Origin of the sequence: Rhizobium beringeri (assembly GCF_004306515.1) — a bacterium.
Lineage (GTDB): Bacteria > Pseudomonadota > Alphaproteobacteria > Rhizobiales > Rhizobiaceae > Rhizobium > Rhizobium beringeri.
In genome coordinates, this window is record NZ_SILG01000002.1 from 442,253 (window position 1) to 466,198 (window position 23,946).

Sequence of the window (23,946 nt, forward strand, 5' to 3'; positions counted from 1 at the left end):
GAACCCTCCCGAGATTCGAAATCGCTGCTCAGCCCTGCTGATAGAGCGCAAAGGCCTGGTCGCCGCTCGCGTCCTCGTGCACGATCGCCATCAGCCCGCGCACCACGGCACTCGGATTGGCGTGCTGATAGATGTTGCGCCCATAGACCATGCCCATTGCGCCCTGTCGCATCAAGGCGCCGGATTTGTCGAAGACGGCACGAAGATCTTCCTTGCCGCCGCCGCGCACCAGAACCGGGCAACGGGCTGCTTCCACCACTCTGTGGAAATCCTCGGCATTGGTGGTTGGGTCCGCCTTGACGATATCCGCCCCCATCTCGCGGGCGAGCCGCGTCAACGTAACGATCTTGTCGGCATCACCGTCGACCATGTAGCCGCCCTTGTCGGTGACCGGCTGCATCACCAGCGGCTCGATCATCAGCGGCATGCCATACTTGTCGCAATCGGCCCGGACGCGGGAAATGTTCTGCACGCACTGACGGAACAGGTCCGGCTCGTCCGGCAGCATGAACAGGTTGACGACGACGCAGGCGGCATCCATCTCGATCGCGCCGATCAATGGTTCGGCCTCGTTCTGCAGCACCGCCCACATGTCGCGGTGGCGGATCCGGTTATAGGGATTGCCCATGTCGATGCGCATGACCAGCGCCGGCTTGTCCTTGCCCGGCACATCCTGCAGCAGGTCTGCCTGGCCGTAATTCATCTGGATCGCGTCCGGCCCTGCAGAAACCAGAGCCTTGACGACGGCCTGAATGTCCTCCAGCCCGTTGAGGAAGGATGGTTCGTTGCAGACGCCGTGATCGATCGCCACATCGAGGCAGCGGCCGCCGCCGAACAGCCGGTTCATCCGGACTTTGCTGGTGTGTCGCATTCTGTGCTCCTTGGTTCGTTCCTTGCGGAAAGCATGTTTTCGTCGACGCCGTGGCGTTCGGTGAGAAGGGTGAGAAAACGGTCGCGCTCACGGGCGCGATGCGCGAGCGTCCAATGCTTTTCTTGCGCCAGCAGGTCGAGTGCGGCATCCATCATGTCGAGCGTAAGCTCGCCCGAAACGGCAAGCGTCGTGCGCCGTAAAAGCAGGTCGTCGAGATGTTCCACCGCTTCCTCGCGGATCAGGAACTGCAATTCGCGCATCGAGTAGCCGGCGTGCGGCAGCGCCGCATCGGGGCCTGCCGCGGTGAAGCCGGCAATCGCCTCGGCATCCGTGCCGTATCGGGCAAACAGCTCAGCCATGCGCCCTCCGGAAAGGCCTTTGCTGGCCGCCATCTGCGTTAGCCAGGCGAGCGCGTTGGCGGGAAATGCCCGCCCGCCGCCGATCGGCCGATCGGTTGTCGCAATGCGGCGGCACCTGCCTAGCCTTTCCAGAGCCATGTCGGCCGCCAGTTCGCCGAAGGACCGGAATGTCGTCCACTTGCCGCCGATCATGCAGAGCACCGGCGGACCACCCTCGGAAGGCTCCAACACGGTGCAAAAGTGATCGCGCGGGATGCGGCCGGTAAAACTGTCGGTGCTGGCCGGCAGCGGCCGCACGCCGGAAAACTGGAAAACGATTTGTTCGGGCCGGATGGCGATGCCTGGCAGCACGAAGGCAAGCGATTGCAGGATATAATCCCGCTCGTCCGCCTCGCAGCGCACCGTTTCCGGATCATCGACGCGGATATCCGTGGAACCGACCAGAACCTTGCCGAGATAGGGAAACAGGATGCAGATCCGCCCGTCCTCGTTCTCGTAGTAGATCATGTGATCCGCGAGCGCGTCGCGCAGGTCCGCATTGTCGATAATCAGATGCGAGCCCTTGGTGCCGCCCATCAGCGGTGCCGGCCACGCTTCCGGCGAAAACAGGGTTTGATTGGCAAGGTCGATCCAGCCGCCGGTGGCGTTGATGATCAGCGCCGGTTCGACGGCAACGAACGCGCCGCCGATCTGGTCTTCGACACGATATTGGCCATCCTCTGTCCGCCGCAGTTCCGCATAGTTCAGCGCCATCGCCCCGAACTTTGCTAAAAGGCCATCCTGCAGGAGCTCGATGCCCAGCCGCTCCGGATGGCTGACCCAGGCGTCGAAATAGGTGGCGGAACTCTTGATGTCGGGATTGAGCGCCGGCCACTTGGCAAGCGTCGTGCGCCGGCCGCGAAACTGGTGGCGCGGCATCAATGCCCGCTTGCGCATCAGGAAATCGTAGATGCTCAGGCCTGCCTTGATGGCAACAGCGCCGCGGCGGCTCGGGCGGCGGCTGAGGCCCAGGAAGCGGACGATGCCATTGCCGAGGCCGGAAAAGATATCGAACACCGGCACCGTCGTCGGCAGCGGCGCGACATAATGCGGCGCGTTGCGCAACAGCCGATCCCGCTCGACCAGCGATTCCTGCACCAGCTTGAATTCGCCGTTTTCAAGATAGCGAAGTCCGCCATGCACCATGCGCGACAACGCCGAACTGGCCCCGGAGCAATAGTCGTGCTTCTCTATGAGCAGCACATTCAGCCCCTGCAGCGCCAGTTCCCGAAAGACGCTGATGCCGTTGATGCCGCCGCCGATGACGCACACGTCCACCTTCGGGCTCTGGCGGAGCCCGTCCAATATCTCTTGCCGTTTCATGATGGCGATCCGCTACCTGTCCATGTCAGTCAGTTTCGCCGCTATGGCCGTATCGATAGCCGCAAGATCGGCCGCATCCAGCCGGATGGTCCCGGCCCGCGCATTGTCGAGCGCTTGTGCCGGATTGCGCGCCCCGCAAAGTGCAAAGGTGATGCCCGGCTGCGCCAGCGTCCACGCAATCACGATCTGGGCGATGCTGGCGCCGTATTCTTCTGCGACCGGCCGGATGTCGTTGGCCAGCGCCGTTGCCTTCTGGCGGTTGCCGACTGAAAAGCGCGGATTGTCCTTGCGCTGGTCGTCGCCGGAAAACACGCGGTCGGGACCGATGGTGCCGGATAGCAACCCCAGCGCCAGCGACGAGTAGCTCAGCGTCGCAATGCTATTGGCCTTGGTCAGCGGCAGAAGCTCCGCCTCGATCTCCCGGTCGATCATGCTGAACCGCTCCTGGATCGCATCGAGACCACCGACAGCGATATAGGCATTGAGGTCGTCGGGGCTGACATTGCTTGCGCCGATCGCCCGGATCTTGCCCGATGTGCGCAGGTCTTCTAGCGCCCGCATCGTTTCCTCGATCGGGGTCGTCGGATCCTGCCAATGGGTGATGTAGAGGTCGATATAGTCGGTTCCGAGCCGCCTCAGGCTTTGCTCGACCTCATGCAGGATCGCGTCGCGGCCGAGATAACGATGGACCGGCTTGCCGTCTTGGTCGAAGAAATGATGGCCCTTCTGCGTATGCCAGACAAGGCCGCATTTGGTGGCGATGACAGCCTTGTCGCGGCGCCCAGCCAGTGCCTTGCCGACGATCTCCTCGGAACGTCCAAGCCCATAGGCTGGCGCCGTGTCGATCAGCGTGACGCCGGCATCGAGCGATGCCTGGATTGCGGCGATGGATTCGGCCTCATCGGTCCCGCCCCACATCCAGCCGCCGATCGCCCAGGTGCCCAGTCCCACCGCCGAGGCGGAAACGCCGGATTTGCCGATCTCACGTGTCAATTGCTGTCCGCTCATGCCCATTTTCCTTCGCCATTCGCCAGTGCCAGCACCCGCGCACCCGTCGCCTCATCCGTCACCAGCGTATCCAGGTGATTGCCGCGCAGAACGCTGAGGATCGGGCCCGCCTTGTTCGGCCCGCTCGCCACACCGATCTTGGTGGGGATCGAGGCGAATTCCGGCAGCGTCAGCGACACCAGCGAACGGTTGAGGCTGTAGTCGCAGACTTGGCCATGATCATCGAGCAGATGCGCCAGCAATTCGCAGGAGGCGCCGGACCGCTCGATCGCGGCACGGTCGGTGCTTGAGGACGGATGCAGGTCGTAATAGCTCGAATCGTCCGACAGGATCGAGCCGATGCCGACCACCGCCACCTTCGCCTCGCGCGCCCGTTTGAAAACGTCTGCGACGGAACGCATGTTGATCAGCATCGCCCGCTGCTCGGCATCATCGGCAAAGAGAGGCGCGTGGATCTGGTAGGAACGTCCCCCAAGCCGGTCGGCCATCAAGGTCGAGACGTGGTTGACGTCGGTATAGTGTTTACCCTGCACGCAGCCGGTTGCTGGAATGACCTCGACATTGAACCGACGCGGCGGTTGCAGACCGGCAACGACGGCGCTCACCCCTTTGCCACCGGTGATGCAGATCGTATCGCCGTCGATGATCTCTTCCAGAAGCAACCGCGCTGCCGCTTCGCCGACGGCTTGAAGCGCCGTCTGCGGATTGTCGGAGACGGTCGGCACCACCACGGCGCGGCCGATGCCGCCAAGCGCTCGTAGCCGTTCTTCCATATCGACCAGCGGCTCGACCGGCGACTTGATCTTGATCTCGACCAGACCGAGTTGGCGGCCGCGCTTGATCAGGCGGTTGACGGTGGCGTGCGAGATGCCGAGCTGATCGGCAATCTGCGCCTGTGTCAGCCCTTCGAGGAAATGCAGCACCAGAGCCTGGTGCATCTGCCGGGCGATGACAATTTCCTCGCGCGGCGCATTTGCGGGTTTGAGTTTGGCTATCGGCATATCAGGCAGCCTTCCGCTTGTGCAGGAAATGGTCGATCGAGACGGCGGCAAGCAGAATGCAGCCTTTGATCATGTCTTGCCAATAGACGGACACGTCGAGCAAGATCAACGAGCTTGTTACGACCGACAGAAGGGCAATGCCGAGAATTGCCCCGAGGATCGTGCCGGAGCCACCATTCAGCGAAGCACCGCCGATTACCGCGGCTGCGATGATGTTGAGCTCCATGCCGACGCCGAAAGTCGGGGTCGCGGCACCGAATCGGGACATGTAGATCACACCGGCAACACCGGACAGCGTGGCGCAGAGCACCGTCACCCAGAACTTCACCTGGTTGGTCTTGATACCGGAATAGAGCGCCGCCTTCTCGTTGCTGCCGGTGTAGAACACCGTGCGGAAGGCGGTTGCCCGGCGCAGCAGGAAATCGAACAGCACGACGACCGCAACAAAAATCAGGATCACATAGGGGACGCCATAGAATGTGCCCTGCCCGACCGCCTTGAACGAGGGCGGCAAGGTGAACAGCGACAGCGGCGTACCCTTGGTGATGATCAGGCAGATGCCGCGCACGATGACCATCGCCGCAAGCGAGGTGATGAAGTGGTTGAGCCCGACGACGGTGACGAAGAAGCCCATGGCACAGCCGATCAGGCCGCTGGCAATGATCCCGATCAGGGAAGCGCTCCATGGATCGAGCCCCATCAGGAACAGCGAGCCCGACAGCACCATCGAAAAGCAGACGACCGAGCCGACCGACAGGTCGATGCCGCCGACGATCAACAGGATGGTCATGCCGACGACGACGATCCCTTCCACCGAGAACGACATCAGCATCGCCCGGAAGTTGCCGAGCGTCAGAAAGTGCGGCGAGGCAAAGCTCATGACGATGCAGAGCGCCAGGATGATCGCGATCAATCCCGCCTCGCGCATCGTCCCCAGCCGTTTCCAGCCGGGCGCGCGTGCCTGATGTACCGTTACCAATGTAGCGTCCGCCATGACCTTGTCTCCTGCCCCTGCGTTTTCTTTATGCGGCATGCTCTGATGCCTTTGAATTGTTATGACCGCCGATACCCGACGCGAGCCGCATGATCGCTTCTTCCGTCATCATCTCGCCCACGACCTCGCCTGCAACAGTGCCCTCGTGGATGACCAGCACCCGGTCGCACAGACCGAGAAGCTCCGGCAGTTCCGACGAGATGACGACGATGCCGATGCCGGAGCGCGTGAGATCGCGCAGCAGCCGGTGGATTTCCGATTTGGCGCCGACATCGATGCCGCGGGTCGGCTCGTCCATCAGGATGACCTTGGGATTGACCGCCAACTGCTTGGCAATCGCCACCTTCTGCTGGTTTCCGCCCGACAGCGACGACACCGGCATGTCGATGCCACCCATCCGCACGCCGAGCCGCCGGACAAGGTCGCGAGCCCGATCCGCCTCGGCTTTGGAATTCAACAGTCCCAGCGGTCCGGTCAGCGACTTCAAATCGAGAACGGCAATGTTCTGGGCGATGGAAAGATCGAGGAAAATGCCGGAGCCCTTCCGATCTTCCGACAGGTAGACGAGGCCTGCCTGCACGGCCTGCGCATAGGACCGCGCCCGCAGCCGCTGTCCATGCAGTTGCACCTCGCCGTCGATTACCGGCCGCAATCCGCAAATACCTTCGGCTATCTCGGTGCGGCCCGAGCCGATGAGCCCGCCGACGCCGAGAATTTCACCCTTGCGCAGTTCGAAGCTCACATCCGTGAAGCGGCTGCCGTCGCCGAGATCGCGGACGCTCAGAATGATCTCGTCGGTTCGCTCCGCCAGCGTCTGCTTTTCCGGATAGAGCTGGGTGATCTCGCGTCCGATCATGCGGCGCACGACATCATCCGGCGTCAGGTCCACCACCTTCTCCGTCGAGACATAGCGGCCATCGCGAAACACGGTGACCCGGTCGCACAGGCTGAAGATTTCGGCCATGCGGTGGCTGATATAGATGATCGAAATACCCTGCGCCTTGAGGTCGCGGATGATTCCGAACAGGATCTGCGTCTCCGATTCCGTCAATGCCGCCGTCGGTTCGTCGAAGATCAGCACCCGACAATCGAGCGTCAGAGCCTTGGCGATCTCGACAAGCTGCTGGCTGGAAATCGACAGGTCGCCAACTTTGCGGCGCACGTCGATCGGCGCCAGACGATTCATCACGACCTGCGCATCCCGCTCCAGCCGGCGATAATTCATGAAAGGCGAGCGGCGACGGTTGGTCGCGGCCATGAACATGTTCTCGGCCACCGTCGCATCGGGGCAGAGCGCGATTTCCTGATGCACGAGGCCAAGCCCGAGCGATTGCGCCACCGCCGGCGACGTCACCTTTACCGGCGCGCCATCGACGAGAACGTCCCCCTCGGTCGGCTGCAGCACGCCGGCAATGATGTTCATCAACGTCGATTTGCCCGCGCCGTTTTCGCCGCAAAGCGCATGAACCTCGCCTTTCTCCAGGCTGAAGCTCACATCCGTCAACGCCTTCACCGCACCGAAGTGCTTGCTGACATTGCGGATTTCCAGAACCGGCACCGACGCCATCATCGTCTCCTCCTCACGCTCGCGGTGGCTGTCCGGAGTTTCCTGCCCCCGGACAGCCGGCACAAAGGTTTACTCCTCGATGCCTTTGGTGCCCCGCCGCTTCAGATACTTGTCCCAGTAGAAGTCGTCGGCATTATCAGCCGTGACGATCGACAGGCCGTTGTCGACGAACGGAATGCTCATCGGGTTGAAGCCGGCTCGCTTGGCGTCGTTCATCGGGTCGATGAGTTCCGGATGCTTGGCAAGCCACAGGAGCATGAAGCCCATGTAACCCTGCATGCCCTGGTTCGGGTTGATCGAACCGAACACTTCGCCCGCCTTGATCATGTCGAGGATGTTGGCGTTGACGTCGGCGCACATCACGAGGATCTTGCCGCCGCTTTCCTTGTTGGCCTGCGAAGCGCCGATGGCCGAGTTCGCTTCCGGCATGAAGACGGCGCCAAGGTTCGGATGTGCCTGCACCAGGCTCATCAGGCCCTGATAGGCCTTGTTCGGGTCCTGATTGGACGCAGCGCGGCCGACCAGCTTCATATCAGGATATTTTTCCTCCATGCGGGCGATGAAGGCGGCGATACGCTTGTCGTGGTTGTCCTGGCCCGGATTTTCGAGAACGGCATATTCACCCTTGCCACCCATCTTTTCGGCAATCGCGTCGGCCGCATAAGTGCCCTCGCGGGTATTGTCCGAGGTGACGAACGAGATGCGCTTGGAAAGCGGCGCATCGGCTGCGAAGGTCACGACCGCCGTGCCCTGGTCGATCGCCCGGTTGATCGGCTCGATGAACGGATCGGAGTTCATCGGATGAACGAGGATACCGGCCGGGTTCTGGGCCAGCGCCTGGTCGAAGGTGGCGATCTGCTTGTTGACGTCATATTCCGGCGTGCCGGTGTAGGCCGTCTCGCAACCGAGCTGCTGACCGGCCTGCTTGAACATTTCATAGACCGGGAACCAATATTCGACGCCCGATACCATGACGTTCATGACGTATTTTTCACCCGGCTTGCAGCGGAACGGATTTTCCGTGTCCGCGCTGGCCACGCCGGCAAAAAGCGTCGATGCAAGGACCGCCAATGCGGTCGTGCTTAGAAAATTGCGCAAGTTTCCTCCTCGAGGCCGAAGCCCCTCCCAAATATCCGGCGGCGCCTCAGCGGCTGCCGATGATCCATTGAAGACCGGAGTTCCTCCTCGAAGTCCGGTGAGGTCAGATAATCGCAACGACGGAGTGCTGTCAATATAATTCACACTATGAAATATATTTCAGGTATCGACGGCCTGAATGGCGATTGATGCCCGCCTTCCTGCGCTCGAAGGCACCGCTTCGGCAGAAGCGGACCTTCCTCGCATGCGCGGCCGTTTTGGCAAGGATCCGAAAGATAAAGACCAAGACCGCCGGAGCCTTTGATGGACGATTGTCTCGACTCCGCAAATTCTGCATTTCATCGCCTTCGGCAGGTCGAAACGCTGGTCAGAGACTCTCTAGAAGAACCCCAAAAGTAGGCCGCCATTCGAATACATCGACGCTGCCGTAAACACCGCAGCGGACGAAGGGATCTCCTGCGCTGAACGCCTCGAACTCGGCAAGCGTTTCGACTTCCGCGATCACTAAGGCAGTAGAATCTCTGCCCTCCGCCGACGGTGCAGAAGGTCCGGAAAGCAGGATGCGGATCGGCGCGCCCCGCAGATAGGCCTTGTGTTCCTCGATCAATCGGGAACGTTCGGCAGACTTGCCGGGGTCGGATACCGCATAGCGGGCAACGATCATTGACTATTGTCCACTGGCGTCAGCACGAAATCGAAATCGGAACGCCAGACCGTCGCACGATCGACACGCTCGAAAGGCGCAACCAGGCTGTTTTTCACCCCAAACACCGTATCGGATTCCAGATAGGGATCGTCGCCGACAAAGGTGTGGGTTACCAGCTTCTGATAACCCGAAGCCGTGATCAGGTAATGGGTATGGGCAGGACGGTAGGGATGGCGGCCGAGGGACGTCAGCATCTGCCCGACCGGACCGTCATCCGGGATCGGATAGGAAACCGGCTTTATGCCGACGAAACTATAGGTGCCATCTGCGCCGGTGACGAAGATGCCCCGGTTGTTCCACTTCGGCTGGATATCCGGCTGCTGGACGTCGTAGAAACCATCGGAATTATCCGACCATACATCGATCTGGGCTCCCTCGATCGGATTGCCGTTAAGATCCAGCACTCGCCCGATGAAGAGACAGCTCTCGCCCTTGCCGTCGAGAGAGATGTTTTCACCCATCTGCCTTATGGGCGCGCCTTCGACATGGAACGGTCCAAACACGGTATTTTCCGTGGCGCCCGGCGGACGCCGGTTGTTGATTGCATCCACCAGCATCGACAAACCCAGCGTATCGCTGAGCAGGATGAACTCCTGTCGCTCGTCATGACAGAGATGGCCGGTTCGGGTCAGGAAGCCGATGGCCAGCTCCCATTCCTCCTGGGTCAGGCTGATATCCTTGGCAAAGGCATGCAGGTGCCTGACAAGCGACGCCATGATTTCGGCCAGACGCGGATTAATGTCCCGCCCCATCCTCGAGTTGACGGCTTCCGCGGATCTCTCTTCGCTGAAATATTCAGGCACGTGGCCATCCTCCTAAGCCGTTAACGCGGCCGCGCGCCCTCCCAGGCGCTCTGCAACAAAGCCCGGATCGCTTCCCGTTCGATCGGGCGCGGGTTCCAGTAGGGGTTCTGGGCGGCGAGTTCCGCCGCACGGTCCAGATCGGCTGCTTTCATACCCAGATCGCGCAACGCCAAGGGGGCGTCGACCGAAGCGGCAAAATCATAAAGACCGCCGCCCAGCGAGCCGCCAAAAAGATCGGCAGCGGGTTTTAGCGCATCCGCTGCGGCCTCCGCATTGTAGGCGGCAGAATGGGGAAGAATGACCGCATGGGTTTCCGCATGCGGCAGATCGAAGCTACCGCCCAGCGTATGGCAGAGCTTGTGATGCAGGGCCATGCCAACCGCTCCGAGCACCGTGCCGCACAGCCAGGAACCGTAAAGCGCTTCGCTTCGCGGCTCGATGTCCCCAGGTGAATTGACAATTTGAGGTAAGGCCTGCTTCAGCGCGCGCAGGCCCTCGACCGCCATCATTGACGAAATGGGATTGCGATCCTGCGCATAGAGACCTTCGACCGCATGCGCCATTGCATTGAGCCCGCTGCTGACGCTCATGCTGACCGGCAATCTCAATGTCAATTCAGGGTCGTAGATCACCACTTCGGGCAGGATGCCGGGCCCGCGGACCGTCGTCTTCTGCCCGTTTTCTGTCTGGCCGAGGATCGTTGTAACCTCCGATCCCGCATAGGTCGTCGCCACCACGATTTGTGGCGCGTCGTTGCGATAGGCGATCGCCTTGCCGAGACCGATCGTAGATCCACCGCCGATCGCGACCACGCAATCGGCCCCGGCCAAGTTGTATGCCGCCATCGCGCGCTCGGTCACATCGACCGGCGTATGCATCGTCGCATCGTGGAATAGCCCCGCCGCAAGCGGGCCGAGCGAAGCAGCGATCCGTTCCGCCTCCGCTTTCTGGTGCGGGGTCGAAAGGATCAGGGCGCGCTTGCCGCCCTGCCCCGCAATCGCCTCGGGGAGACGGTTCAACGAGCCGCTCCCGAAGAATATCTGGGCCGCGCTGGCCGTGTATCTGAAAGGTGTAACCATGCTATCGATCGAGTTTGAATAGTGAAACCGCGTTGGTGCGACCGATCTTCAGACGGTCGGCTTCGGAGATGGTCGTGCTGTCGAACCAGTTTGCAGCATGGTCGACGTTCTCGAATGGCCAGTCTGTCGAGAACAGAATTCGGTCCGCGCCGATTTCCAGCATAGCATCGATAAGCGATTGCGTGCGGAAGTTCCCCGACGTCGTGATGTAGAAATTCTCGTTGAAATAATCGGCAATCGGGCGTTTGGCGGGATAGTTTTTTTCCACCTTGACCCACGCATTCCGGTTGTCGATGCGCCACATCATGTATGGCAGCCCCTCGCCCATGTGACCAACGATGATCCGCAAAGCCGGATGTTCGTCAAACAGGCCGGATCCCATCAAGCGTAGCGCATGAACAGCGGTCTCCTGGGCGAACGCCCATGTCGGACCCATCAGCCAGGAATGGCCAGCATAGATGCGGCTATCCTGCGGCAGCGGGTTGCGCGGATGCAGATAGAAGGGAACGTTGAGTTTTTCGACTTCGGCCCAGAACGGACGATATTGCGGCAGGTCGTAGTAAAGCGGCGTCGTTCCGTCGCCTTCCTGCGAGAAGCCATTGACCAGCGCGCCGACGAAACCCATCGTTGTCACGCAGCGCTGCAATTCCTGCGCAGCCGCATCCGGATCCTGCAGGGGCAAAGCTGCAAATCCCAGGAAACGGTTCGGGTTCTTGACGCATTGCTCCGCCAGAAAGTCGTTGGCGCGCCGGGAAATCTCCAGGGCCTTTGCCTTATCCGGAATTGCCTGCACGGCCGGAGCATTCAGCGACAGGATCATTTTCTCGATGCCGTGGGCATCCATCAGCCGCAGACGCTTGTCCTGGATATCCAGAAGACGGGCGGACAGCTCCGTCCAGTAATCGCCCGGCACGAATCCAGCCGAATCCTGCAGCGTCTCGGGAATGGCGAAATGTTCTTCAAGCGCGATCTTGCCTTGCACGATATGCTCTCTTTCCTGGCTTAAATCGAAATAATGGGGATGGCGGATTAGAATTGTCCCTTGGGCGGAAGACCGAGCAGCTGCTGGCCGACCATGGTGCCCACGGCATCCCAGTTCATGGAAATATGGCGCCCGACGGCATTTGCATCGCGCCATGCCCGCTGGACGGGGTTGGACATCTGGAGGCCGAGGCCGCCTGTCGATGCATTGAGTGCTTCCACGGCCCGAAGGGCCAGGCTGACCGCGAAGGACTGGCTACGACGGGCGAGAATCCGATCTTCTTCGGTGATCTCGCCAGTGCCATCCTCGCGGGCCTGGGCCAGTTGCTGCGCCCGGGCAATATCGCGCAGAATGATTTCGCGGGCGGCATCCAGGGATGCGGAGGCTTCCGCCACGCGAAGCTGGATCGTTGGAAATTCCGCGATCTTGTTGTTGCCACCGGCCACTGCACCACGTGTCACACGGGCTCCCATGTGGTCGATATAGCTCTCCAATGCGCCCTTCGCCGCACCGACGGCTGCGCTGCCGAGGCAGAACGGAACTCCCATGAGCAACGGAATGTTGAAAAGGCCGATACCCTTGTAGCCACGTCCGCCCGGCGTTCTGCCGGAGGTCGCATCCGGAAAGCTCAGCATGCGATATTCCGGAACGAAGACATCCTTGAGGATCAGGCTTTTTGAGCCGGTGCCCGCGAGGCCGACCACATCCCAGGTCTCGGCAATGGCATAATCGCTGGCGGGAACCAGAAGGAACGCCGGTACGGGACGCTCCCCCTCGCCGTTTGGCGGAATGATCGCCGCGCAGAGCGCCCACTGGGCATTTTCGCAACCGCTCGCAAAGGCCCAATCGCCGGATAACCGGAAACCACCCTCGACGCGTTCCGCCATGCGGACCGGCGCATAGGAACCGCAGAGCAGCGCATCCGGATTGCTGCCCCACACCTCCTGCTGAACCCTTTCATCGAACATGGCGAGGAGCCATTGATGCGCGGAAAGAAGGCCGGCAACCCAGCCGGTGGAGGCACAGGCCGACGACAGTTCGATATTTGCATCAACAAGCTCGGCAAACGATCCCTCGTCGCCGCCGAAACGGGCAGGCTTGACGATATCGAAATAGCCGGCGGAGCGCAGCAGATCGATATTGCGCGCCGGCACGCGGCCGGATTTTTCGGTATCGCGCGCGCCGGCACGGATCTCGTCCAGCACCGGGGCGATACGATCTGCAAGACATGCGTTCTCAACCCGCGCCGAGGCGGGAAACAGGGCAGCTGTATTGTTCATGGAACTTCCTTCAGTTCTGGGATGCAGGAAGCGCGTGCTGTGGCGCGCAATATTTCGAGTTCTCGTACATCAGCGCGGTCGTGTCGTCGGAATGGCGTGTATCCACCACCTGCCCGATGAAGATCGTGTGCGTTCCATAGGGAACTGCGCCCATACGGCGGCAGACAACCGAGGCATGAGCGGAGCCCAGCACCATCATGCCGCGCTCATGGCGAATCCAATCGGCAGCGTCGAACCGACGCTCAGGCGCAATCTTGCCGCTGAAACCTTCAGATACGGCTGCCTGCCTGTCGGTCAGAACGCTGACGGCGAATTCCGGCACCTCGAGCAGCATGTCATGCAGGTAGGTGCGATTGTTCAGGCAGATGATGAGAGATGGCGGATCCATCGAAAGGGATGTGACGGCGGTTGCCGTCATTCCATGATCCGCACCGTTGCGACAGGCGGAAATGACCGTCACCGTCGCCGGGAAACGGCGCATGGTCGATCGAAACGCATCGCTGATTGGTGCGGGGGCCGGCGCTATGCCGAGGGCAGCAGTGGCAGACATGATTTCCTCCCGTGTCTCCTTGGTGTCCAAATTATTGCATTTGCAACTATTGTCAATGCAAATTTATAAATTAGGCGGGAAAATGCTTGATCTACCCAGCCGTTCTCGGCGGCCGAAAGCCAATCATGTTGTCATCCCGGTCATTTAGGTGCATGTCGGAGAGAGCCCTCAGCAAGCCGAATCCCGCCAGCAGACAGAGACATGTACAAACTTACCGATTCCGTTCCCTATCTTCTCAACCGCGCCGGCGTGCGGATAGCCGAGGTATTCGCGCAGAGAATCGCCGAAGACAATCTCAGCGTGGCGATGTACCGGGTCCTGGCCATGCTCAAGGAGCGCCGGGAGAGCACCCTGGGGGATCTCGCCGACGTCGTCTCTGTCGAGATTTCGACGCTTTCGCGGCTCGTCGGCACACTGGCCAAGCGTAAGCTGGTGTCGCGAACACGTCCGGAAGATAACGGCCGTATCGTCATCGTAAGACTGACCCCGCAGGGCGAGGAGCTGACGGAAAGGCTTATGCCGCTTGCCGTGGAGCTTGAACGCACCGCGGTTCAGGACATGTCGGACGAAGAGGTCGCGGCCCTGAAGAAGGCGCTGCGCCGCATGCACAGCAACCTGCCGGCAATATCCGGAAAGGGAAAAGTTGCGAACTGAAAAGTTTGCAGTTGCAAATATTTTATTCGCAAGTATTTAATAGCGTGTCATCGTTGTCTTGACATCGCCCTCTCACGGGTGAGTCTGGCGCTGGGAGGAACCACGCCGGCAACGATCCAGGAGGATTTGTACATGGATCGACGCGGACCTGCCGCTGGCAGGAGCGTACTTCCTGTACTCAATGTATGGGGAGGGAAAATTGGCCATACAAGATCTCGCTATTATCAAGGAACACGTTCGCAGCCCGAATATTATCATCGCCCTTTGCGGTCTGCTGATCCTGTTCGACGGCTATGACCTGATCGTCTATGGCGCAGTCGCGCCGGCGCTGCTCGGCGAAGCCAGTTGGGGCCTGACGCCCGGCCTGGTCGGACGCGCGGCCTCCATCACTCTGTTCGGTATGCTGCTGGGCGCTCTCGTTGCCGGAACACTTGCTGACAAGATAGGTCGCCGCAAGGTCATCATAGGCAGTCTGCTGAGCTTCTCCGTTATGATGATCGGTAGCGGTCTTGCGCCGAGCTTTCTCATTTTCGAGGGAACACGCTTTCTCGCCGGTCTGGGCCTTGGAGCTCTCTTTCCCACGGTAACCGCTTTAATCATCGAGTTTTCTCCGCCGAAGCGGAAGGCAATAGCCTATTCGATTGCTCTTCTCGGTTATCTGGCCGGCGGCATCATCTCGGGTATCCTCGGAATGCTGCTGGTGCAGACATACGGATGGCGTCCCCTGATGATCATCGGCGGCGCACCGATCCTGCTTCTGCCTTTCTTCATCCGCCTCATCCCAGAATCCCCCGAATGGCTGGCAACGAAGAACCGCCAGACCGAAGCCAACCAGATTGCAAACCAGTACGGGCTGCCCGATCCCATAGCCAGGCCTGTTGCGTCACGCCAGGTGGGCATCCGGTCGCTGTTTTCCGAAGGTCGCCTGCTGCCGACATTGAACGCGTGGGGCATCCACTTCTGTTCGCTTCTGCTCACATTCGGCATGGTCAACTGGCTTCCGACCATCATGAACAAGATGGGCTATGACCTGGGGTCTGCCCTGCTCTTCTCCGTAACGCTCAATCTCGGAGCCGCAGTCGGCCTCCTGATCGGCGCAAGGATCGCCGACCGCGGAAACGTCAAGATAGTCGTGGCCGGTATGTTTCTTCTCGGAGCCTGCTCGATCTGGTTGCTGACGCAGGTGGATCAGGGCCTCCAGGTCTATGGTCTCGTCGCACTTGCCGGTACGGGAACGATCGGCACGCAGATCCTCGCCAACGTTCTCGTTGGAAACCTCTATCCGGTCGAAATCCGTGGAACCGGCCTTGGCTTCTCGCTCGGCATCGGCCGTATCGGAGGCATGATAGGACCGGCCATCGGCGGTGCGGTTCTGGGTGCAGGCCTTGCTCCGCAGTGGAACTTCTACATCTTCGCATCGGTAGCAGCCTTGGGATGCATTCTCGCACTCATGACGTTGCTGTATCGCAAAAAGGCTGATTGACGGCCAGATTGTCGGCAGGCCTGCATCCAGAACCTGCCGACAAGTGGGCACAAGTGCCTAAAGACACATCTCTCTGCCCAATTCGAATGCAATCGCTTCAAACTGACCATTGACATCGGCAGTGTTAAGGCAGAAGCCGCAGTCGGCCGCGCATGCGCGGCCGTTTTTGCGAGGATGCGAGAGATGAAGACCCAGACGGGTGTCGCCAATGCCGGAAACCTGATCATGACTGGCGTCGTGCTGATGCTGCTCGGCGATCTGCTCTTTGCGCTGAACGATGCAATGGGCAAGTGGCTGGTCGCGAGCTTTGCCGTCGGCCAGGTGCTGGTGATCCGCTCGGTCGGCGCTTTCATCGTGCTCGGACCAATGATCCTCCGGCAAGGGCCGATGGCCTTGTTCCGCGTCGAGCAGAAGGGCCTCCAGTTCATCCGTGTTTTCATGGCGACCTGCGATGTCGCCCTATTCTACGCTGCCGTCGCCTATCTGCCGCTCGCAGACGTCATGACCTTCTATATGGCCGGACCGATCTATATCGCGGCGCTCTCGCATTTCTTTCTCGGAGAGAAGATCGGCTGGCGCCGTTGGCTGGCCGTTCTGATCGGCTTTGCCGGCGTCGTCATCGCGCTGCGTCCGTCCACGGCGATGCTGTCGCTTCCATCGCTCTTCGGTCTTGCCGGCAGCCTTGCCTTTGCGCTGTCGCTGGTGATGAGCCGCTATCTGCGCTCGACCAGCGACACGACGCTGGTGACATGGCAGACGATCGCCGCGCTCGTCACCGGCATCGTCTTGAGCATCGGTCACTGGCAGCCGGCAACGCTCATCGACTGGTCCGGCATGCTGCTGCTCGGCATCGTCGCCTCCTGCGCGCATCTGCTCATCACGCGCTCGCTGAAGCTCGCACCGGCATCGCTGCTTGCGCCGCTGCAATATACGCTGCTGCTCTGGGCGATCGTCCTCGGATACCTCTTCTTCAACGACATTCCCGATGCGCAGATCATCATCGGTGCCGCAATCATCGTCGTTGCGGGGCTCTTCATCTTCCACCGGAAGAATCTGAAAGAGACGGTTCCGGTTGAAGCCGTCCCGCCCGACGGCCATTGAAGTTATAGCGCTGCCTGTCTTTAGCTTCACAGAGGACATTGTAACCCGTGGATTTGGAACCGCGGGTGGAAGCTAAAAGTCAAACGGATAGAGACGTAGTCGCGTGGACTTTCCACGGAACAATCTGGACGCTTGCACGCTACTCCCAAGCATTCAAACATCGGAGATCGCAATGGCATCCATGACCCTCGAAGACCTGTCCTCGCAACTGAAGAAGATCGATTTCTGCATGCTGTCGACGAACGCCGGGTCGGGCCGCATCTCGGCCCGACCGATGAGCAATAACGGCGACGTCGAATATGACGGGGATTCCTGGTTCTTTTCCTATGAAGACAGCAGGAAAATCACGGAGATCGAAGGCATCGACACCGTCTCGCTGACGTTCACGGCACCTCTCAGCCTCCTCGGCAAGCCGGGGATTTTCATCGCTGTCGAGGGCGTCGCGTCGCTGGTACGGGACAAGGCGGCACTCGAAGAACATTGGATCCCCGATCTCGAGCGGTGGTTTCCCGAAGGAGTGGACACTCCTGGGATCGTTCTCATAAAGGTTTCAGCGTCCTCCATCCGGTACTGGGATGGTGAGGAAAACGGCGAGGTCGTCCTGCCTGGCTCAGCAAGTTAAGGTAATGGCATAAAGGATGCCCTACTCCGCGGACGGCTCCTCCCAACCGAAGACGCTGCGGCCGCCGAAATCGGCGGATTGGCGAAACTCGCCGGCGATGATTTCCTTGAGGTCGGGACCTGTCACATAGCGTTCCAGCTGCCTGGATTGGTCGTCCAGACGCCGCAATGCCTGCAACTCCTCCTCGCGTCCCAGCCTGCCCTTCTGCACCGCCGATTTCATCACGGCGATCGTCTCGTCATAGACTTTGAGCGGGACCGGAAAAGGATGGCGATCCTTGCCGCCATGGGCGATCGAGAAGCGCGCCGGATCGGAAAAGCGGCAGGGCGCGCCGTGGACGACTTCCGCCACCATCGCCAGCGCCTTCACCGTGCGGGCGCCGACGCCTGGAACGAGCAAAAGCTCTGCGAAATCCGCCGGCCCGCGGTCGGCCGCGGCAGCCAGATTTCCATGCAGGCGCCGCATGTTGACGTCACTCTCGCGGACATCGTGATGGGCAGGCATGATCAGGTGCGGCAGCATCGGCTGTTCGGCGGGTTCGGGCGCCGGCGCTTCGGCACGCAGCAGTGCGGCGGCTTCGCGGATGATCCGGTCGGGCCCGAGGGTCGCCAGCAGATCGAGCTGACCGCGCCGCGAGTGTTCGGCGCGCCTGTCGGCCAGATTGACGATCTCGCCCTGGCTCCTTCCCTCGATTGCCGCATGCGGCGAGTCGACGAAGCTCTCCAGTCCTTCGGACAGCCAGTGATACCGCCGGGCCTGACGCTTGTCGCCGTTCATGCCTTGCTGCACAACCACCCAATGGCCGTCATCGGCGACGATGAACCCGTGCAGATAAAGGTCGAACCCGTCCTGAAGGGCGGCGCTGTCGACCTTGGCGACGAGACGGCTCGTGGTCGCGAGCCCCTCCCCGTCGAGGCCGACACGCTCGCCGATCGAGACGAGTTCCTGCGGTGTCTTGCGAGAATGCGCGCCACGACCGCCGCAGACATGCAGGCCGAGCTCGCCGGCACGCGGCTTTAGCCCGCGCTTCAGCGCGCCGAGAACGCTGGTCGTGATACCGGAAGAATGCCAGTCCATGCCCATGACCGAGCCGAAGGACTGGAACCAGAAAGGATGCGCGAGCCTGCGCAGGAATTCGTCGCGGCCATAGTGATGGACGATCGCCTCGGTGATCAGCGTTCCCAACCGCGTCATCCGGTCGCCGAGCCAATGCGGCACGCGTCCCCCGTGAAGGGGAAGATCGGCGCTGCCTGCTCGCTGTGACATCTCGTTTCCTTGCATTCTGCGTCGCAGGCGGTCGCCGTCCGACGCCATCGGGGAACCCAGGCAAATTCCGGGCGTTTGTGCTCCAGTTAGAGGCCGAGGCAATCATGACGACATTCGACACCATCTTCAATAACCCGAGCTTGCCCCAGACAAAATCACAACGGCCGGGCGACCGCCAAAAACAGGAGGGCAGCGCCTTGTGCCTGGAAGGGAGCGCTGCCAAGGCGGCCTTCCTGATCAACGGCAACAGCTATTTCGCCGAGCTGGCGCGTGCGTTGCGGCAGGCGCGGCGCACCATCTGGATCGTCGGGTGGGATTTCAATCCGAACATCCGGTTGGAACCCGATAAGTCCGACGAAACGCTGGCCGACCTGTTGCATGCCCTGGCAGCGGCAAATCCGGAGCTCGAAATACGCATCCTCATCTGGGCGCTCGGCCCCGTTTATTCTGGCAAGTCCCTGCAGATGCTGCGGAAGAAAAGCTTTCCTAGAAACGCGCGGATCGACCTACGCTTCGAGCTTCAGCCGACATTGCGCGGCTGCCACCATCAGAAACTCGTCTGCATCGACGACGCCGTCGCCTTCATCGGCGGCATAGACCTGACGTCGCGCCGGTGGGACACCTGGCTCCACCGCGCCAAGGATAAATTGCGACGTGACCCCAAAGGTGTTTCCTATGATCCGCTGCACGACGTTCAGGCAATGGTCACCGGCGACGCTGCCAGGTTGATCGGCGATATCGCCAGGCGGCGCTGGGAAAACACCACCGGTGAAAACCACCTGCCGCTGGCCGAAAACGTCCCCTTTGCCTGGCCGGACGATCTCGGCGTTTCCATGAGGGAGACCGCGGTCAGCTTCGCGCTGACGGAGCCCTCGACCGCACTTCGCCCCGGCATCAGCGACGGCATCGCCATGACATTGGACGTCATCGCCCGGGCACGGCGGCAGCTTTACATCGAGGCGCAATATCTCGCCTCCTTCCGCGTCGCCGACGCCATTGCCGCGCGGCTGCAGGAGGAAGACGGGCCTGAAGTCGTCATTATCTGTACGCGCAGCTCTCACGGGCTGATCGAAAGGATTGTCATGGGTGGCAATCGCGACCGGGTCATCCGCCGCCTGAAACGCGCCGATCGTGCGGACCGCCTGCGCGTCTATTATGCCGTCGTGCCCGGGCCAATCGTGCCCGGGCCAGTCACGCCCGGAGAGAACGGCGAGGTGGAGGTGCTCGTCCATTCCAAACTGATGATTGCCGATGACGAGCTGGTCCGCATAGGCTCCTCCAACCTCAACAATCGTTCGGAAGGGCTGGATTGCGAATGCGACATGCTGTTCGAGGCCGGCAACAGCGAGCACCGCCGCGCGATCGCGGATCTGCGCAATCGCCTGCTTTCGGAATATCTCGGAACCACCCCGGAAAGCTTTGCCGCAGCCTTTATGCAAAGCGGCTCGTTGATCGAGGCGGTCGACGCGCTCAATGATGGGCCTCGGGGCTTGCGGGAGTTCACCGTCGAGCTGCCGGGCAGCATTTCGCCGATCTCAGGCACCGCCCTCTTCGATCCGGTTCGACCCTTCGCGCCCCTAGACCGACTGGGCTTCGGCGCGCTCGTCCGCCTCCTCATCCGCCCCGCGTGACGTCCGCCGGAAAACGACCTCGCTGATGACGAGAAGCGTCGTGCCGAGCGCCAGCGGAATGAAGAAATAGGCACAGCGAAACGCAATCAGCGCGCCGATCGAGGCCTCCTTCGGCACGGCATAGGAGACGGTCGCCTCGAGCACGCCGAGACCGCCCGGAACATGCGTTGCGAGGATTGCCGAATTGGCGAGCACGTAAGCCGTCACCGACCTGAAGAAAGCAACGTCGCCGAAGGCAGAGAGCATCTGGTGCAGGCAGGCGGAGACGAGCATGAAGTTGAGCGTCCCGACCCCGACCTGCGCGACCGCGATCGAAAATCGCGGCAGCTGAAACGACCAGCGCCACAGCCGCAACGTGCCGCGAATGAAGAACCCCAGGCCCGCATAGACCACCGGCACGACGAGCGCCAGCGAACCGAAGATGCGCACACTTGCCGGGTCGATGCGCAGCAGGCGCCCGGCATCGCCAGGATTGACGATCATGGCAAGACCACCCAGCGTAATCAGCCCAAGCCCCACCGTGACACCGCAAAACAGGATGATTTTCGCCACGTCCTCCGCCGTCAGCCCCCAGCGAGAATAGAAGCGATAGCGGAAGGCCCCGCTGCTCAGGCCGGCAAAGCCGATATTGTGACCGAGCGAAAGGCTGATGAAAGAAGTCAGCGCGATCCTGGAATAGGGCAAGGATTTGCCGAGCGAACGGATCGCCAGGAGATCAAAGCAACTGAGGCACAGATAGGACGCCGCCGCAAAGAGAAGTGCCGTGCAAAAGGTCGAAAAAGGTATGCTGCGAACCGATTGGACGATCTGATCGAGGCTGTATTGTTGGAAGATCCGATAGAGGAGAAAGACTGCGAGACAAAGGGCAGCGACGAGCAGTCCATTCCAGATCATGCTTTTCAAGCTCATCGATTGTCCTCAGAAGTGCGAGCGCCATGGTTCGATAATCGGGAACGATCAAACGAGTTTTGTGTTCCCTGGAGAACAAGTTCTATGTTCTCCGGGGGGAACGAGCTTTCAGCGGGGCCATGCCGGATAAATCAATCAAACTCCTGACCTATAACGTACACAGTTGTATCGGGGGCGACCGGAAGCTCGATCCCGGCCGCATCGCTTCTGTCATCGCCGAGGCTGAAGCCGATATCGTCGCGCTTCAGGAGGTCGATGTCCTCAGGCGCAGGACCGGCGGCGTCGATCAGGCCCATGCGATCGCCTCGCTTCTGAACATGCAGGCTCACTTCCATCCGGCCCTGTCGATTGCCGAGGAGCAGTATGGCGATGCGATCATCACTTCGCTGCCGACAGGCGCGGTCAAGGCCGGACCATTGCCATCCATCGGCGAACAGCGCGGCGCCATTTCCGTCGAAATACTGGTCGGCGACAGAAAACTGCTGGTCGTCAACACCCATCTCGGCCTTCGGGGCCGCGAGCGCATCCGACAGATGACGACATTGCTGAACCCCGGCTGGCTGCGCGGCACGGCGGATGAACCTCTTCCAACCATCCTCTGCGGCGATTTCAACGCCATTCCGTCATCGGCGACTTACCGACTTGCCGCGCGGTCATTGAAAGACGCCCAGCTCGCAGGCGGCACCGCGCCGAGAGCGACCTTTCCCTCTCGCTACCCGCTGATGCGCCTCGACCACATCTTCGTCACTGACGATCTCATCGTCAAACAGGCGGCGGTCCTGGAAAACCGCCTGACAAGGATTGCCTCGGACCACCTGCCTGTCCTTGCAGAAATCGGTTTCGCTTGACCATCCTCGACGCTGACGACTTTCACCGGACGAGCTTCCGGTTCATCGCCGCCGCCACCAACGGTAGCGCCGTCGTCGCCACGGCTCCTAGAGGCAACCGCCTGATGCCCCTCGTGACGACGAAGGTCGCCGCCATTGCGCCTGCCAGCTTGAGCCAGGGCTGATTGCCGAGCTGCGCATGGGCGCTGGCATCGGCCCATCGGACGTTCTCCGTAACCACGGTCGCGGCCTGATGTTGGATCACATGAAGGCGAGCGCGGAGGTTTTCGAGTTCCTCTCTCAATTCTTGCAGACGGCCTTCCAGGACATGACCTTCGTAGATCGGGAGAGGCTCCTCGACGGTGCCTCCAACGGAAGCATGACCACCGAGTGTCGCAATATACGCCCGATATTCAGCCTCGCTGGCGAAACCCTCACGTCTGATAAGATCAGGGTTGATGCTCGCCTCTTCGAAGGAGGCCGGCGCGGTTTCTACACCGTCGCGCATATCCTTGTTTGTGCCGGTGTCCCCGAGATCGTCCTTGAACATGATGCGTCTCCAGTTGTTTCCTGGCGATAGAACGCTCGACGGCTCAGAAGGATGCATTGGCTGCTCCTGCTGCCGCCTTCACCTCACGACGCGCTGAAACGCTCCGGCCGAAAGTCCGCCAGCAGCGGATGGCGGCGTCCGGTGACGATCTCGTCCGCCAGCAGTTCGCCGGCGATCAGGCCGAGAGTGGCGCCGCTGTGGCTGAAAGCGACGAAATAACCCGAGATCGACGGCAGCTCGCCGAAGACGGGCTCGCCGTCGCCCGGGATGGGCTTCGGGCCGACCCCGTAATCTTCGACCTCCAGCGCCGGATTGCCTTCGAGAACCCTGGAGGCCTCGCGCAGCAGCCCCTCCAGCGTCGATTGTCTGACATCATAGCTGCCGTCTGGCTTCACGCTCACCTCTTCCTCGGACCAGGCGGCGTCGAGCGCGAAGCCGCCGTTGGGCGTCGGCCGGATGGCGACGCGAGGGGTGTTGAGCACGGCCTTCAGCGGGTGGCGGATCGGCTTGGTCCGGACGAGAAGGGCGACAGGCGTTGCATCGCCGATATTCTGGCCGGCCTCGGCCACGATTGCCGGAACCTCGCTTCCGGCAGCAAGCAGCACGGCATCCGCATCGCGGCGCGTGCCGTCCGCCGTGATCACACCGCGGACGCCCGCGCCTTCGACATCGACCCTCGCGCGACCCGCGTCCGTGACGATCTCGCCGCCCAGCGTGCGGAATTCTTCCACGAGCGTGCCGATCAAGGACGGAAGATCGACCCAGCCCTCCCCGGGGTTGAAGATCGCGCCTTGCCGCGTCACCGCACTTGCATCGACACCCGGCGTCACGGCGGCAATTCTTTGCGGCGCGAGCCATTGCGCGTGATAGCCGAGATCTCGCTCATAGCCGAAGATCTCGGCGATCTCGTTGGCGGCATCGTCCGCATCCCAGGTCAAGCCGCCGTCGAAGCGCAGCCACGACGCATCGGGATACCTCACCGCCAGCGTGCGATAGCGATCTATGCCCGCCAAACGCAGACGGTGATAGGCATCGGAGCGTTTGCGCGCCGAGTTGAGCCAGGCGAGCGAACGGCCGGAGGCGCCGTTGGCGAGCGGGCCGTCATTGATGAGCACGGTGCGGACCCCGAGCAGTGCCAGATGGACAGCGGTCGAGACGCCAAAGATCCCGCCGCCGATGACGACGACCTTCGAAGGTTTGGTGGAAGCATTCATGTCGATAACCTTGTTTTCTGCTCTTGCTA

The 23,946-nt window shown here is 61.2% G+C and carries 23 protein-coding genes; 6 read left to right on the forward strand and 17 right to left on the reverse strand.

The genetic code is table 11. The features are described from left to right. Positions 1 to 28 precede the first annotated feature (28 nt). The 13 genes from ELH03_RS25760 to ELH03_RS25820 all read right to left on the reverse strand — a co-directional run bounded on the left by ELH03_RS25760 (position 29) and on the right by ELH03_RS25820 (position 13,660). Positions 29 to 871 (reverse strand): class I fructose-bisphosphate aldolase, encoded by an 843-nt coding sequence (locus ELH03_RS25760; protein ID WP_130766884.1) that lies wholly within the window; start codon positions 869 to 871, stop codon positions 29 to 31. Beyond that, complete coding sequence (locus tag ELH03_RS25765) at positions 844 to 2,592, reverse strand: glycerol-3-phosphate dehydrogenase/oxidase (RefSeq protein WP_130766885.1); 1,749 nt, start codon at positions 2,590 to 2,592, stop codon at positions 844 to 846. Before ELH03_RS25765 ends, ELH03_RS25760 begins: the two co-directional genes overlap by 28 nt. Before the next feature lie 12 nt (positions 2,593 to 2,604). After that, positions 2,605 to 3,600: an aldo/keto reductase gene (locus ELH03_RS25770; RefSeq protein ID WP_130766886.1), complete on the reverse strand. Its 996-nt coding sequence runs from the start codon at positions 3,598 to 3,600 to the stop codon at positions 2,605 to 2,607. Then, positions 3,597 to 4,601, reverse strand: coding sequence for a sugar-binding transcriptional regulator (locus ELH03_RS25775; protein ID WP_017991367.1), 1,005 nt, complete (start codon positions 4,599 to 4,601; stop codon positions 3,597 to 3,599). The genes ELH03_RS25770 and ELH03_RS25775 overlap by 4 nt, the downstream gene beginning before the upstream one ends. A gap of 1 nt (position 4,602) precedes the next feature. After that, the gene (locus tag ELH03_RS25780) at positions 4,603 to 5,595 is read right to left on the reverse strand and encodes an ABC transporter permease (RefSeq protein WP_128401389.1); all 993 of its coding nucleotides are present in this window, start codon (positions 5,593 to 5,595) and stop codon (positions 4,603 to 4,605) included. A gap of 28 nt (positions 5,596 to 5,623) precedes the next feature. Then, a complete protein-coding gene (locus tag ELH03_RS25785) occupies positions 5,624 to 7,162 on the reverse strand; it encodes a sugar ABC transporter ATP-binding protein (protein ID WP_128401466.1) in 1,539 nt (512 codons plus the stop codon). Positions 7,163 to 7,231: 69 nt separating this feature from the next. Next, entirely contained in the window at positions 7,232 to 8,260 is a 1,029-nt protein-coding gene (locus tag ELH03_RS25790; protein ID WP_128401390.1) for a substrate-binding domain-containing protein, read from the reverse strand. Between the two features lie 367 nt (positions 8,261 to 8,627). After that, positions 8,628 to 8,924, reverse strand: coding sequence for a YciI family protein (locus ELH03_RS25795; RefSeq protein ID WP_128401391.1), 297 nt, complete (start codon positions 8,922 to 8,924; stop codon positions 8,628 to 8,630). Continuing rightward, positions 8,921 to 9,769, reverse strand: coding sequence for an intradiol ring-cleavage dioxygenase (locus ELH03_RS25800; protein ID WP_128401392.1), 849 nt, complete (start codon positions 9,767 to 9,769; stop codon positions 8,921 to 8,923). Before ELH03_RS25800 ends, ELH03_RS25795 begins: the two co-directional genes overlap by 4 nt. A gap of 20 nt (positions 9,770 to 9,789) precedes the next feature. Next, the gene (locus tag ELH03_RS25805; protein ID WP_130806819.1) at positions 9,790 to 10,848 is read right to left on the reverse strand and encodes a maleylacetate reductase; all 1,059 of its coding nucleotides are present in this window, start codon (positions 10,846 to 10,848) and stop codon (positions 9,790 to 9,792) included. A 1-nt stretch (position 10,849) separates the two neighbouring features. Continuing rightward, on the reverse strand, positions 10,850 to 11,830 hold the full coding sequence (gene tsdA / locus ELH03_RS25810; protein WP_130766888.1) for a gamma-resorcylate decarboxylase: 981 nt from the start codon (positions 11,828 to 11,830) through the stop codon (positions 10,850 to 10,852). 47 nt (positions 11,831 to 11,877) lie between these two features. Further along, positions 11,878 to 13,110, reverse strand: a complete 1,233-nt coding sequence (locus tag ELH03_RS25815; RefSeq protein WP_130766889.1) for a flavin-dependent monooxygenase — start codon at positions 13,108 to 13,110, stop codon at positions 11,878 to 11,880. A 10-nt stretch (positions 13,111 to 13,120) separates the two neighbouring features. Further along, positions 13,121 to 13,660 (reverse strand): flavin reductase family protein, encoded by a 540-nt coding sequence (locus ELH03_RS25820; RefSeq protein WP_027686487.1) that lies wholly within the window; start codon positions 13,658 to 13,660, stop codon positions 13,121 to 13,123. Positions 13,661 to 13,861: 201 nt separating this feature from the next. Between ELH03_RS25820 and ELH03_RS25825 the strand changes: the two genes are divergently transcribed. The 4 genes from ELH03_RS25825 (at position 13,862) to ELH03_RS25840 (ending at position 17,520) form a co-directional block, all read left to right on the forward strand. Next, positions 13,862 to 14,314 (forward strand): MarR family winged helix-turn-helix transcriptional regulator, encoded by a 453-nt coding sequence (locus ELH03_RS25825; protein WP_130766890.1) that lies wholly within the window; start codon positions 13,862 to 13,864, stop codon positions 14,312 to 14,314. 181 nt (positions 14,315 to 14,495) lie between these two features. Then, complete coding sequence (locus tag ELH03_RS25830) at positions 14,496 to 15,797, forward strand: MFS transporter (protein WP_197730013.1); 1,302 nt, start codon at positions 14,496 to 14,498, stop codon at positions 15,795 to 15,797. Positions 15,798 to 15,980: 183 nt separating this feature from the next. Then, positions 15,981 to 16,898, forward strand: a complete 918-nt coding sequence (locus tag ELH03_RS25835; RefSeq protein ID WP_128401398.1) for a DMT family transporter — start codon at positions 15,981 to 15,983, stop codon at positions 16,896 to 16,898. Between the two features lie 172 nt (positions 16,899 to 17,070). Then, on the forward strand, positions 17,071 to 17,520 hold the full coding sequence (locus tag ELH03_RS25840; RefSeq protein ID WP_128401399.1) for a pyridoxamine 5'-phosphate oxidase family protein: 450 nt from the start codon (positions 17,071 to 17,073) through the stop codon (positions 17,518 to 17,520). A 21-nt stretch (positions 17,521 to 17,541) separates the two neighbouring features. On the opposite strand, the gene ELH03_RS25845 is transcribed toward ELH03_RS25840, so the two are convergent. Next, positions 17,542 to 18,786, reverse strand: coding sequence for a DUF763 domain-containing protein (locus ELH03_RS25845; RefSeq protein ID WP_128411480.1), 1,245 nt, complete (start codon positions 18,784 to 18,786; stop codon positions 17,542 to 17,544). Between the two features lie 104 nt (positions 18,787 to 18,890). Here ELH03_RS25845 and ELH03_RS25850 point away from each other — a divergent pair, with 104 nt between their 5' ends. After that, positions 18,891 to 20,417, forward strand: a complete 1,527-nt coding sequence (locus ELH03_RS25850; RefSeq protein ID WP_128401401.1) for a phospholipase D-like domain-containing protein — start codon at positions 18,891 to 18,893, stop codon at positions 20,415 to 20,417. Here ELH03_RS25850 and ELH03_RS25855 read toward each other — a convergent pair. Continuing rightward, positions 20,364 to 21,326, reverse strand: coding sequence for a lysylphosphatidylglycerol synthase domain-containing protein (locus tag ELH03_RS25855; RefSeq protein ID WP_130766892.1), 963 nt, complete (start codon positions 21,324 to 21,326; stop codon positions 20,364 to 20,366). The genes ELH03_RS25850 and ELH03_RS25855 overlap by 54 nt on opposite strands. A gap of 119 nt (positions 21,327 to 21,445) precedes the next feature. Between ELH03_RS25855 and ELH03_RS25860 the strand changes: the two genes are divergently transcribed. Then, complete coding sequence (locus ELH03_RS25860) at positions 21,446 to 22,174, forward strand: endonuclease/exonuclease/phosphatase family protein (protein ID WP_130766893.1); 729 nt, start codon at positions 21,446 to 21,448, stop codon at positions 22,172 to 22,174. Positions 22,175 to 22,196: 22 nt separating this feature from the next. On the opposite strand, the gene ELH03_RS25865 is transcribed toward ELH03_RS25860, so the two are convergent. Together ELH03_RS25865 and ELH03_RS25870 are read right to left on the reverse strand one after the other, a co-directional pair. After that, positions 22,197 to 22,703 carry a hypothetical protein gene (locus ELH03_RS25865; protein ID WP_128401404.1) on the reverse strand — a complete coding sequence of 169 codons (507 nt, stop codon included), beginning with the start codon at positions 22,701 to 22,703 and terminating at the stop codon, positions 22,197 to 22,199. A gap of 83 nt (positions 22,704 to 22,786) precedes the next feature. After that, positions 22,787 to 23,917, reverse strand: coding sequence for an NAD(P)/FAD-dependent oxidoreductase (locus ELH03_RS25870; RefSeq protein ID WP_130766894.1), 1,131 nt, complete (start codon positions 23,915 to 23,917; stop codon positions 22,787 to 22,789). Positions 23,918 to 23,946 lie beyond the last annotated feature (29 nt).

Excerpts from the sequence above, each read along its gene's own strand:
- ELH03_RS25760 (WP_130766884.1), bottom strand. The coding sequence starts at position 871 with ATGCGACACACCAGCAAAGTCCGGATGAACCGGCTGTTCGGCGGCGGC.
- ELH03_RS25765 (WP_130766885.1), bottom strand. The coding sequence starts at position 2,592 with ATGAAACGGCAAGAGATATTGGACGGGCTCCGCCAGAGCCCGAAGGTG.
- ELH03_RS25770 (WP_130766886.1), bottom strand. The coding sequence starts at position 3,600 with ATGAGCGGACAGCAATTGACACGTGAGATCGGCAAATCCGGCGTTTCC.
- ELH03_RS25775 (WP_017991367.1), bottom strand. The coding sequence starts at position 4,601 with ATGCCGATAGCCAAACTCAAACCCGCAAATGCGCCGCGCGAGGAAATT.
- ELH03_RS25780 (WP_128401389.1), bottom strand. The coding sequence starts at position 5,595 with ATGGCGGACGCTACATTGGTAACGGTACATCAGGCACGCGCGCCCGGC.
- ELH03_RS25785 (WP_128401466.1), bottom strand. The coding sequence starts at position 7,162 with ATGGCGTCGGTGCCGGTTCTGGAAATCCGCAATGTCAGCAAGCACTTC.
- ELH03_RS25795 (WP_128401391.1), bottom strand. The coding sequence starts at position 8,924 with ATGATCGTTGCCCGCTATGCGGTATCCGACCCCGGCAAGTCTGCCGAA.
- ELH03_RS25805 (WP_130806819.1), bottom strand. The coding sequence starts at position 10,848 with ATGGTTACACCTTTCAGATACACGGCCAGCGCGGCCCAGATATTCTTC.
- ELH03_RS25815 (WP_130766889.1), bottom strand. The coding sequence starts at position 13,110 with ATGAACAATACAGCTGCCCTGTTTCCCGCCTCGGCGCGGGTTGAGAAC.
- ELH03_RS25820 (WP_027686487.1), bottom strand. The coding sequence starts at position 13,660 with ATGTCTGCCACTGCTGCCCTCGGCATAGCGCCGGCCCCCGCACCAATC.
- ELH03_RS25825 (WP_130766890.1), top strand. The coding sequence starts at position 13,862 with ATGTACAAACTTACCGATTCCGTTCCCTATCTTCTCAACCGCGCCGGC.
- ELH03_RS25830 (WP_197730013.1), top strand. The coding sequence starts at position 14,496 with ATGTATGGGGAGGGAAAATTGGCCATACAAGATCTCGCTATTATCAAG.
- ELH03_RS25835 (WP_128401398.1), top strand. The coding sequence starts at position 15,981 with ATGAAGACCCAGACGGGTGTCGCCAATGCCGGAAACCTGATCATGACT.
- ELH03_RS25840 (WP_128401399.1), top strand. The coding sequence starts at position 17,071 with ATGGCATCCATGACCCTCGAAGACCTGTCCTCGCAACTGAAGAAGATC.
- ELH03_RS25845 (WP_128411480.1), bottom strand. The coding sequence starts at position 18,786 with ATGTCACAGCGAGCAGGCAGCGCCGATCTTCCCCTTCACGGGGGACGC.
- ELH03_RS25850 (WP_128401401.1), top strand. The coding sequence starts at position 18,891 with ATGACGACATTCGACACCATCTTCAATAACCCGAGCTTGCCCCAGACA.
- ELH03_RS25855 (WP_130766892.1), bottom strand. The coding sequence starts at position 21,326 with ATGAGCTTGAAAAGCATGATCTGGAATGGACTGCTCGTCGCTGCCCTT.
- ELH03_RS25860 (WP_130766893.1), top strand. The coding sequence starts at position 21,446 with ATGCCGGATAAATCAATCAAACTCCTGACCTATAACGTACACAGTTGT.
- ELH03_RS25865 (WP_128401404.1), bottom strand. The coding sequence starts at position 22,703 with ATGTTCAAGGACGATCTCGGGGACACCGGCACAAACAAGGATATGCGC.
- ELH03_RS25870 (WP_130766894.1), bottom strand. The coding sequence starts at position 23,917 with ATGAATGCTTCCACCAAACCTTCGAAGGTCGTCGTCATCGGCGGCGGG.